The organism is Clostridium sartagoforme AAU1 (assembly GCF_000401215.1).
GTDB lineage: Bacteria > Bacillota > Clostridia > Clostridiales > Clostridiaceae > Clostridium > Clostridium sartagoforme.
In genome coordinates this window covers 1-9,863 of sequence record NZ_ASRV01000221.1, presented here as the reverse complement: position 1 = coordinate 9,863, position 9,863 = coordinate 1, and the positions used below count along the sequence as shown (strand labels likewise).

General features: G+C 29.0%; 9 protein-coding genes and 2 pseudogenes. All 11 read right to left on the bottom strand.

Features of this window, described 5'->3' with window-relative positions; all coding sequences use genetic code 11:
* Positions 1 to 155 precede the first annotated feature (155 nt).
* On the bottom strand, positions 156 to 1,238 hold the full coding sequence (gene fliY / locus A500_RS17500) for a flagellar motor switch phosphatase FliY (RefSeq protein WP_016208904.1): 1,083 nt from the start codon (positions 1,236 to 1,238) through the stop codon (positions 156 to 158).
* Positions 1,231 to 2,226: a flagellar motor switch protein FliM gene (gene fliM, locus A500_RS17495; RefSeq protein WP_016208903.1), complete on the bottom strand. Its 996-nt coding sequence runs from the start codon at positions 2,224 to 2,226 to the stop codon at positions 1,231 to 1,233. Before fliM ends, fliY begins: the two co-directional genes overlap by 8 nt.
* Positions 2,227 to 2,242: 16 nt before the next feature.
* Positions 2,243 to 2,641 (bottom strand): chemotaxis protein CheW, encoded by a 399-nt coding sequence (locus A500_RS17490; protein WP_016208902.1) that lies wholly within the window; start codon positions 2,639 to 2,641, stop codon positions 2,243 to 2,245.
* 23 nt (positions 2,642 to 2,664) lie between these two features.
* The gene (locus tag A500_RS17485) at positions 2,665 to 3,024 is read right to left on the bottom strand and encodes a response regulator (protein ID WP_016208901.1); all 360 of its coding nucleotides are present in this window, start codon (positions 3,022 to 3,024) and stop codon (positions 2,665 to 2,667) included.
* 15 nt (positions 3,025 to 3,039) lie between these two features.
* Positions 3,040 to 3,639, bottom strand: a complete 600-nt coding sequence (locus tag A500_RS17480) for a chemotaxis protein CheC (protein ID WP_016208900.1) — start codon at positions 3,637 to 3,639, stop codon at positions 3,040 to 3,042.
* A 14-nt stretch (positions 3,640 to 3,653) separates the two neighbouring features.
* Positions 3,654 to 5,672 carry a chemotaxis protein CheA gene (locus A500_RS17475; RefSeq protein ID WP_016208899.1) on the bottom strand — a complete coding sequence of 673 codons (2,019 nt, stop codon included), beginning with the start codon at positions 5,670 to 5,672 and terminating at the stop codon, positions 3,654 to 3,656.
* Between the two features lie 14 nt (positions 5,673 to 5,686).
* A complete protein-coding gene (locus tag A500_RS17470) occupies positions 5,687 to 6,451 on the bottom strand; it encodes a CheR family methyltransferase (RefSeq protein WP_016208898.1) in 765 nt (254 codons plus the stop codon).
* An 8-nt stretch (positions 6,452 to 6,459) separates the two neighbouring features.
* Positions 6,460 to 7,050, bottom strand: a complete 591-nt coding sequence (locus A500_RS17465) for a CheB methylesterase domain-containing protein (protein WP_016208897.1) — start codon at positions 7,048 to 7,050, stop codon at positions 6,460 to 6,462.
* Between the two features lie 17 nt (positions 7,051 to 7,067).
* Positions 7,068 to 7,567: pseudogene (locus A500_RS17460) on the bottom strand (chemotaxis protein CheD).
* Positions 7,564 to 8,009 (bottom strand): annotated as a pseudogene (locus A500_RS17455) (chemotaxis protein CheW). The pseudogenes A500_RS17460 and A500_RS17455 overlap by 4 nt, the downstream one beginning before the upstream one ends.
* 11 nt (positions 8,010 to 8,020) lie before the next feature.
* Positions 8,021 to 9,790, bottom strand: coding sequence for a DUF342 domain-containing protein (locus A500_RS17450; protein ID WP_016208893.1), 1,770 nt, complete (start codon positions 9,788 to 9,790; stop codon positions 8,021 to 8,023).
* Positions 9,791 to 9,863: the final 73 nt, after the last annotated feature.

The window sequence follows — 9,863 nt, the reverse complement described above, 5'->3', positions numbered from 1 at the left end:
CGAACTGTGAACTGTGCGCTGTGAACTGAAAAATGCTTCGCAATTTAAAACTAAAGGTTTTATAATTTTCTCATAAATAGAAAAAAACTCCCGCAAGAGTTTTTTCTATATTTCTATTATCAATTATTAATTAATAATTTAACAATCCATATGTATTATTTAAGTGATCTTATTCTATCTGCTCCACTCACAATACTTGTTATTCTAACTCCAAAGTTTTCGTCAACAACTACAACTTCTCCATAGGCTATTTTTTTACCATTTATCAGAATTTCTACTGGTTCTTCTGCGAGCTTATCTAATTCTATTAGAGATCCTGTACTTAAGTTTAATATATCTTTAATACTTTTTTTAGTTCTTCCTAAAATTACAGAAACCTCTAAAGGAACATCAAGTATTAAATCTATATTTTTATGTGATTCTCCAACAATACCTTGTGATAAAGGTTCAAAGCTAGCTCCATGCACTTCCACAGGCTTTTCTTCTATTTTCTTTGCTTCTACAGTGCTTATAGATTTCTCTTCTGATTTATAATCTCCATCATAGGCTGCTTCTTGACCTATTTCTTTACTCACTTCTTGTTCTTCACCCATCATTATAGATACAATCTTCTTAGCTGTATCTATAGGTAGTATTTGCATCATATTGGATTGAAGTAATCCTTCTATAGTCAAATCAAAGCGAACTTCAACTATTGCTTCATCTTCCGGAATATTTTCAGATACTTTTTCATTAATATCTCTCCATATTGTTGACTTTGGAGGTGATATATTTACTTCTCTTGCAAACATGGTTGCCATAGATGTTGCTGCTGATCCTATCATCTGGTTCATAGCTTCTTGAACAGCACTTACTTCTAATTCTGATAGCTCCGTAGTATTAACTTGGCCATCTCCACCCATCATAAGATTAGCAATTACTGCTGCATCTGTTGTTTGCATTATTAATATATTTCTTCCAGTTATTCCAGATACATATTCTACATCTAAAATTATATTAGGATACTCAAAATTATTTTTTATCTCTCTTAAGGTAGTTATTTTAACCTTAGGAGTTGTTATATTAACTTGCTTATTTATAAGTTGATAAAGAGCTGTTGATGCTGATCCCATAGAAATATTTCCTATTTCTCCAAGCAGATCTTTCTCTATATCTGATATTAGCTCTGGCTCTTGAGTTTCCATACTGCCATTTAACAATGAGTCTATTTCTTCTTGAGATAAAAACCCATTACTCATTCTCAATCACATCCTTATCTATAATATCTAAAAGCTCTATCCCTATATTTTTTCCTATAGTCCCAGGCTTTGCTATAAAACATTCTTCATCTTCTACAAAAACTCTTACAGGATCACTGTATTGAGAATTTAATACTAAAACATCTCCCTTAACTAACTTTAAAAAATCGTCTATGGTTATATTGGTTTTACCTAGTTGAACATGCATATTTACCTCTACAGGCTCCATGCCTTTCTTAAGCTTTTCTCTTGACTCATCTTGAAGTTCTGATTCATCTGTTTTGAACCAATATTGAACAACAAGTTTATCTAATACTTTTTCCACACTTAAATATGGAATACATAAATTCATATATGTCGTACTTTTCCCTAGTTCAACTGAAAAACTAAGTAGGGCAACAGGTTCATTAGGTGCCAACGTTTGATTGGCTGATGCATTAGTTTCAAGCCCTTCAAATTCTGGTTTCACCTCTAAAATACCATCCCAAGCTAAAATTAAGGACTTTATCATTTCGGAAGTAATATTTGATAAAATATTTTTATCTATTTCAGAAAATTCTTTTGCCCTTTCTTCTCTATCACCTGTTCCTCCTAAAAGTATATCTAATATTTGAAATGAAAATTGTGGATTCATTTCTAGTAATATATTTCCTTGAAGTGGCGGCATTTTAAAAATAGTCAGTATAGTGGGATTAGGAATAGAGTGAACAAACTCTTCATAGGTTATCTGCTCTACACTTTGAATATCTACTCTAACATGTTTTCTAAGCTGTCCTGAAAGGTAATTGCTTATTATTCTTGCAAAAGCATCGTGAACCATTTCTAAAGTCCTTATATGGTCTTTTGAGAACTTTTGAGGACTCCTAAAATCATATTTTTTTATTTTATGTTTTTCTTCTTTTTCTTTTAGCTGTTCTGGTTCAACATCTCCTGTAGATAAGGCAGAAAGAAGAGCATCTATTTCGCTTTGACTTAAAACCTCTGCCATTTTTCTCCCTCATTTCTTAGTGGTTTAATAATTTTTCTATATCTATTACTGTTAGTAATCTACCTTCTAAGTCAATTACTCCCTTTATATATCCTTCAGTATTATGTGTTTCCAGCTTTTGCAATTTATATTCATCTATATCTATGACTTCTTCAACCTCATCTACTGATATGCCTATTTCCTCTTCATCAACTTTTAATATTATTATGTTATTTTGTTCTTTTTCTGATTTTATATTTAATAATAAATTAACATCAACTAAAGATTTTATACTTCCTCTAAGATTTATTAACCCTTTTATATACTCTGGAGATTTAGGCACCTTTGTTATAGTCATCATATCATTTATGCTTAGTATTTTGTCTGTCTCTACTGCAAAATGCTCTTCCCCTAATTTAAATATTACAAATTGCATTTAACTTGCCTCCTAAATAGTTTTTAACCAACTACCTTTCTTATTGCTTCTAACACCCTATCTGCTTGGAATGGCTTTACAATGAAATCTTTTGCACCTGATTTAATTGCATCCATAACCATTGATTGTTGTCCCATAGCAGAACACATTATAATCTTTGCAGCTGAATCAAATTTTCTAATTTCCTTTACTGCTTCTATTCCATCCATATCTGGCATAGTTATATCCATTGTTACAACATCCGGACTTTCTTTTTTATATAAATTTACTGCTTCTATTCCATTGCAAGCTTCTCCTACAACTTCAAAACCATTTTTTTGTAATATATCCTTTATCATCATTCTCATAAAAGCTGCATCATCTACTATTAAAACTTTTGTCATTTTAATCCCTCCAAATTATCTTATTCCTAGTGATTCTAAAATTTTTTCTAATGATCCTGGAGCAGGTACAAAATAGAAATGTCCTTCTATCTTGTGGCTTCCTTCTCCTATAAATAATGTTTCTATATCTAAAACATACTCTTGATGCTGACCTGTTTCAACAAAAGTTGAAACAAGTATTGCACTTAGCATGTCGTTAGCTACCGCAGGTACTGAAGCTGTTGCCTTTAATCCTGTAAAGTTTGCAATTGCATTCATAAAAGATGATGATATTATATTGCCTATCTCACCTATAACTGATATCCCCATTTCTGTCAATGTTTCTTCATTAATGGAAATCATTTTTGATATCATGTTTAAAGCTACATCTTTTTCAAATACATAAAGAATACTTCCTGGAATATCATCAAGCACTTTTACTAATACAGCTACAACTTCATTTTCTTTATAACTATTAAATAATTCGTCAAACTCTATCAAGTTTGTACTTGGAACTGACATATCTATTTTGGTTCCAAGCAACATTGATAAAGCTGTTGCTGAATTTCCAGCTCCTATGTTAGAAACTTCCCTTAAAGCATCTAATTGAAAGGTTGTTAAATTTTTGTATTCCATAAAAATCCTCCTCTCTAAATCAATGCTGCCACATCAAGAATCAATGTTACTAAACCATTTCCAAGTATTGTAGCTCCTATATATTCCTTTAGTGATCTTAAAGTTTTTCCTAAAGGCTTTATTACTATTTCTTGCTGACCAAATAATGAGTCAACTAGTAATCCAACGGTTTTTTCTCCTATCTTAACTATAATTATGAATTTCTTCTTACTCTCTGTAGTTTCAATTCCAAGTCTTTCATTTAATCTTATTAGAGGTATAATGTTATCACGATAAACTATTACTTCTTCTCCATTAGTCTTTTTGATATTTTCTTCTTTATAATCTATAACTCTATCTATAAATCCTAAAGATATTGCTAAAGTTTCATTTCCTACTTTAACTAAAAGAGCTTGAATTATTTGAAGAGTTAAAGGTAATTTTATAATAAAACTTGATCCCTTTCCTTCTTCACTTATAACATCTACAGTTCCTCCTAAGGAAGAAATTTTAGTTTTAACAACATCCATTCCTACCCCACGTCCTGATATGTCTGTAACTACTGTATTAGTACTAAAGCCTTGTGCAAATATTAAGTTTCTAATATCATTATCACTAAGTCCATCAGTATTTATACCAACTTTTTCAGCTTTAGCTTTCACCTTTTCAAGATTTATTCCAGCTCCATCATCACTTACCTTTATTAATGCCTTAGTTCCTTCTTGATAAGCTACTAATTTTATTGTTCCAACAGGGTCTTTTCCTTTTGCAATTCTTTCTTCTTTACTTTCTATTCCATGATCTGCTGCATTTCTTAAAAGATGTATTAACGGCTCTCCTATTTCGTCTATAACAGTTCTATCTAATTCTGTTTCAGCACCTTCTATAACAAAATTTATCTCTTTTTTAAGTTCTACTGATAAATCTCTTATCATTCTAGGGAACCTATTAAATACAACTTCTAAAGGAAGCATTCTTATCTTCATTACCAAGTCTTGTAAGTCAGATGTAGTTCTTTCAACTTGCTCTAAAGTTTCTATAAGTTCTTGTGATTTATCATTAATTACAATTTGTTCTAATCTTGTTCTGTATATAACAAGTTCTGAAACCATGTTCATAAGCTTATCAATTCTTTGCAAATCAACCCTAACTGATTGGTGAGCTTTTTTATTATTTTCTCTCTTCTTTTCTTGTTTTTCAACTTTATTTTTTACTAAATCTTCTTTTATATGAATTTTTTCTAATTCACTTACTATTTCATTATTAGCGATATTTTTTTCTGTTATAAAAGCATCATCTAAAACCACATATGAAGTTTCCACACTTCTGATCTCTGAAATATTCATAACTAAGTCTTCTATTTCTTCCTTAGACTTAGATGTTATCAAAACAAAAAATAATTCAGTATCAAATTGTTCATTTTCTATATCTTCTGTTGATGGAAAAGATTTTAATATCTCTCCTTGAGTTTCAAGTTCCTGAACTATTAAAAATGCTCTTGCTGATTTTAATAAAGTATCTTCTCTTAATATTATTTCTATATTAACTCCATTAAAGCCATTTTCACTTGCTTGCTTCATTACTGATAAATCATATTGATTTAATTCAATTTTTGTAGAATTATTAATATTTTCTTTGTTTATTTCTTCTTCTTCTTCTTCTTTTTCTTCTATCTTATTATTAACTACATTTTCTAGATCTTCTATAATATTTTTTATTTCTACATCTTCATCGTTACCATCTTCTATATTGCTAACCATTTTTTCTAAAGTATCTAAACAATCAAATAGTACTGTAACTACATTTCTAGTAACGCTTAATTTTCCTTCTCTAAACCTTGATAAAACATCTTCCATCTTATGAGTTAATTCAGCTATATTACTATAACCCATTGTAGCTGCCATTCCTTTTATAGTATGAGCTACTCTAAATATTTCATTCACCTTATCTATATTATTTGGATTTTGTTCTAAATCTAATAGCGCTTCATTTAAATTTTGTAAATTATCCATTGATTCTTCTAAAAACATTCCCATGTATTGAGATACGTCCATTTTATTTCACCCCTTTATACTTTCTTATAAATAAAAGTAGATACTTTTTCCAAGCCATACTCTTTATAATTATAAATACTTTCTGTAGCTCCTACAAATAATAATCCACCTTTTTTTAAGGAATCTGCAAATCTTTTGAAAATATCTTTTTTTACTTCATTTTTAAAATATATTATTACATTTCTACATACTATCAAATCAAAATCTTTATCATAATAATCTAAAATCAAATCGTGCTTTTTGTAGGTAACCATTGATTTTATTTTATTTTCTATTATGTACTTATCTTTTACTACTTTAAAATATTTTCTTTTATATTCTTCATTTATGTTTTTCATTTCAGCTTGTGTATACTCTCCAAGCCTTGCTCTCTTTAGTATAGTATCGTCTATATCTGTTGCAATTATGTTATTTCTACCATTTGAATTTATTTCACTTAACATCATGGCAATACTATAAGGTTCACAACCTATTGAACACGCTGCACTCCAAACTTTCAATCTATTATTAGCTAAAATATAATTTTTCAAAGTATTTTCTAATTCACTAAATAGTTCTGGATTCCTAAAAAATTCTGTAACATTAATGGTTATAAAATCTAGGAATCTTTGCCTTTCATCTTTATCTGATAATAAAAGTTTTTTATAATTTTCTAAGGAATCTACTCCTATTCTCGACATTAAGCTTCCAATTCTTCTATTCAATTGTTCTGGCTTATATGCATTTAAATTAATATTGAACTCTTTATATATCCAATTGTGAAACTCTGTAAAGTCCATATATCCTCCTAAGTCGCATTAACTAAGCTTTTTATTTTTGCTGTAATATTATTCAATGAAAGTACATAATCTACACATCCAGTTTCATATGTAACCTTTGGCATTCCATAAATTATAGAGCTACTTTCATCCTGTGATATAGTTATTCCTTTGTTCATTTTTACAACTACAGTTCCTTCTGCACCATCTTTTCCCATGCCAGTAAGCACAACAGATATAATTCTATTTCCATATATACTAGATGCTGATATAAACAATTTATCTACAGCAGGTCTTACCCCCCAAATTGGTGGCTCTTGATTAAGCCTTATAATGCCACCTCTTTCTACTATCATGTGATAACCGCCTGGCGCAATATATATTTTGTTTTTTTCTATTTTTATACCATTACTAGCTTCTAAAACATTCAACTGACATTTTTTATTTAATCTTTCTGCAAAGGCTCTTGTAAAACCACTTGGCATATGTTGAACTACTAAAACTGATATATTCAAGTCTGTAGTTAATCCTGAAATAACTTTTTCAATTGCATTTGGTCCACCTGTTGATGCTCCTATTAAAATTATATCTCGTCTATTCTTCAAGTCATTATGTACCAAAATAGTGCATCCACCTCCTATAGCCTTTTTAGTCCACTTCCTATACTTTTAATTGTTACTGCACCATCTTCGCTTTCTAAAATCATAGTCCTTCCTTTGTTCCCACCTGTATCTTCAGCTATTATCGGGATAGATAGTTTATTTAGCATTTCTACAACTGCAAGACTATTTCTTTTACCTACATCACTTATTATTTTCTTATCTGGAAAATTAAACATAGATGCTCCACCTGCTATTTTGCATATAATATTATTTTTTCTACATCCAAGAGATATCATTTCTGATAATAATTTTTCAATTCCTAAATCTGCATATTTAAATGGATTTACTATATTTTTAAACTGTGTGCTATCTGGTAACATTATATGAACTAGTCCTGCTATTTTTTTTCTTTATCATATAATGCTATACCAACACAAGATCCAAGTCCCAAAGTTATTAGCCTGTCTGGGGTAGATACAACTGCAGCATCAGCTATTCCAACTCTAACCTCTTTTTTATCTTCCAAATTTGTCACCCCTGAAAAATAATCTCTTCTTCTTCTATCGTTAATATTTTTTCTAAATCTAACATAATAATTATATTATTATGTTTTTTACTAACCCCTTTATATATCTTTTTGATATTAAGGTTGAAAGACTCTCTGGATTATTTATTTCTTCTTCTAATATACTTTGAACTTCACTAACACTATCCACGCATATTCCAAATTTTCCTACATTTCTTTTTACCACTATAATCTTCTTGTCTATACTATTTTCTATTTTTAATTTAAATTTGTTAACAAGATTTATAATAGGTAAAACTCCATTTTCATAGTTGATTACACCATCTAAAAAGCTTGGTGAATCTGGCAATGCAGTAGGCTCTTCATAGCCTAAAATTCTTTCTACTTCCATTATGTCTGTAGCATAAAATTCATTACCTAATTTAAAGACTAATATTTTTATCTCCTTCATTCTCTTTCCTCCTATAGAAGTAATTTTTCTACGTTTAAACTTCCATCTTTTTCTATGTAAGCATGTACATTTTTTGATGGCTTTTCTAGAATATATTTTTTATTTCCTATAATAAAAATAGTGTTATGATACGCAATATCTACATTTATCTCTCCATCCTTCTCAACTTCCAAGCTTGTAACTACCCCTGATTCACTTCCTATAATAGAAGCTTTAATTAGCTTGCCTGCTTTTAAGTGACCACCCCTACACACTGAATTTCCTTTTAAAAAATTAATATTACAAGATGCATATAGTTTACTAGTAAATAGCCCTTTTCCTGTTATATTTATATTTCCCATAACATTTATTTGAGATTCTTGAGCATATTCTATTATTAAGTCGGAAGCTATTACAACCTCTTTCTCAAGATCCTCTATTTCCTTATCTAATTCAAACATTATTTCATCTAATTCGTTTATATTTTTTATATTACTAGGAGCTGCTCCTATGAGCTTTTCTTTTACTAACTTAACAACTCGTGAATTATGACAATCATCTTGCATTGTATGTGAAATAATCTTAATGCAAACTTTTGGGATATTCTTATATTTTGTTTCTATTAATGACTTAATTATCATTCCATATGTTACATTATTTTGAACAAAATTATGATCTTTAAGATATACTATATTATTTATTAATGATTTTAAATAATCTTTTAATTCCCTTAATTCCTTAATTCGTTTTTCTTTAATTAAGTCTTTACCTCCTATATCAATAATAGAACTAACTATATTCCCTTTAATTTCAGATGTGTCTTTTGCTTCAATAAATCCGCTAAATACTCCATTTTTTATAAGAACACTTCCTTCAGAATATACACTCATTCCTTCTGTTACTTTACCATTTATTTGAACATTAGCAGGAAATTTAATATTACCTGTAGAAATTGTAACATCTTTATTTAATACATACATTGGTTCAACCCATACTTTTCCTTTATCAAAGCATGGTTTTCCATCTATAGTTGAAATTATTAAATTATCTTTTAACTTAGAACCTTGTCCTGCTGAAAAAACAATTTTTTTCTTTTCTTTTCCTGGTATCTTTTCTGAAAAAACATTTCTTCCATCAACACCATTTTCTCCTTTTATAATTTCGGCTAAAACTTCACCAGCTTTAACACTTACTATAAAATTAAAATCTCTATAATCAACTTTTTCTACATCGTCATCTATTTTTATTTTATTACTAGAGTTAAAAAATATTTTTATACTATCTTCAATTGGTTCTTTAGCCTTTATCCCTCTAGCTATTATCTTTCGGTAAACATTTCCACTACTTGCTATATACTTTATAGCATCATTATCAATTCCATAAGATATTCTAACCTTTTTTAACTCATTATTTAGCTCACTTTCGTTTATTATTGGAGGTTCAGCTTCTTCTTTAGCTTCTATATCTAAAATTAAGTTACTACTTACCTCTATATCTTTTAAATAATATACGATTTCTTTTTTATATGTTATCGAAATATAAGCTTCTGTTTTATCTTCATTCAAACTTATATCTATAATTCTTTGTCCTTGCTCTCTAAACTCCTTAAATTCTATGTAGTCATCTTCACTTATGCTATGGGGTTTATTTATTCTTTTTTCATTTATATATAATTCTCCTCGTGAAGGTGGAGAAATAATTGCAAGCTTACCATTATTTTCTGGATTTTTTACTATTATCTCCCTATTTTTAACATAAACACTTCCATCTATAGAACTAATACTATTATGATTTTCCCCCATATTATCATACACCTTCCAAATTTTATATTATTAATCCAATAATTTAATAATACCATAATTTAAAATATATTTG